Genomic DNA, 1,190 nt, shown 5'->3' on the forward strand with positions numbered 1-1,190 from the left:
GTCGTAAGGATAGGTGCTTATCCCAAACACGACACGTGAAGATACTTGGAACTCATCTAGGTGAAAGCGTGCAGAGAGGGCGCAATCTAGGCTTTCGATAAGTTCTGTGCCCGTTTTCTCACAGGCGGAAGAGGTGAGAATGACAAATTCATCGCCCCCCACACGGAAGATCTTGTCGCTCCCTTTGAGCTTGTCTTGCAATCGTTGACCAATCTGAATCAGTAACTGGTCTCCGCAGAAGTGTCCCATCGCATCGTTCACTTGTTTAAAGTTCACTACGTCAAACAGAATGACAGAGAAAGGGTCGCCAGATTGTATTCTGTCATCAATCAGTTCGAAGCAATACTTGCGATTGGGAAGCCCTGTCAGGGAGTCATGAACCGCATTGCGTTTTTCTCGCTCCGCGACGCTGTGTAGCTCTAAGATGGAATCGTTGCTCCACTTGATGACTAAAACGACAAAAATACTGCCACCGAATAAGAGCAAAGAAACACCAGTTTCAAGCAATGATGCCACCGGTTTTTTCATGATTGCGTGCAAGAAAGCAGCATACGCAAAAATGAAGCAACTTATTAACATCAACAGCCATGTCCACCCGGGTACCTCTGTTTTCGAGCAAATATTTTTTGTCATCTGCCATCCCCAGCAGAGCAAAATCAAACCTAAGATCACTAATAAAAAGGCTATTGTGGGCACGCTATTACCCCGAATTATTGATGAGATTGTTATTTTTATACATCCAATAAACAACGTAGCTCATAGGTTTGAATTTGTACAAATTGACCAATTCATAAATTAGCTTTAACAAATCATATTTTTTAGACTTCAAATAAAATCAAAACTTGCTATAGATCAACAAAATTTGTTCAATCAAATCGCTTTCACTAAAAGATTGTTGAAAGATTAAAAAATTATTGAATAATAGGGGAGCAAACAAGAAGTACGCAGCGCGGAAGCGCAATTACAACCTCTGCTCCACAACAGGATAACTACATGTCTAATTCGTTTGTACTGGTGATCAACTCTGGTAGCTCTTCACTAAAATTTGCAGTCATCGATTCCGTATCGGGTGACGCGGTGCTAAGTGGTCTGGGCGAATGCTTTGGTCTATCAGACGCTCGTATGAGCTGGAAATTCAACGGTGAAAAAAAGGAAATCTCCATCGAAGGTGACGATAGCCATCACAAAAT

Annotated in this window: 1 protein-coding gene and 1 pseudogene; one reads left to right on the forward strand and one right to left on the reverse strand. The window is 41.9% G+C overall.

Annotated features, from left to right (window positions below; all coding sequences use genetic code 11):
• Positions 1–633: GGDEF domain-containing protein (locus R7P35_RS25185; RefSeq protein ID WP_318093132.1), on the reverse strand; the 633-nt coding region annotated here is incomplete at its 3' end.
• A gap of 360 nt (positions 634–993) precedes the next feature.
• Here R7P35_RS25185 and R7P35_RS25190 point away from each other — a divergent pair.
• Positions 994–1,190 (forward strand): annotated as a pseudogene (locus R7P35_RS25190) (acetate kinase); the annotation flags it as partial.

This window comes from Vibrio sp. Vb0304 (assembly GCF_033338995.1).
Lineage (GTDB): Bacteria > Pseudomonadota > Gammaproteobacteria > Enterobacterales > Vibrionaceae > Vibrio > Vibrio alginolyticus.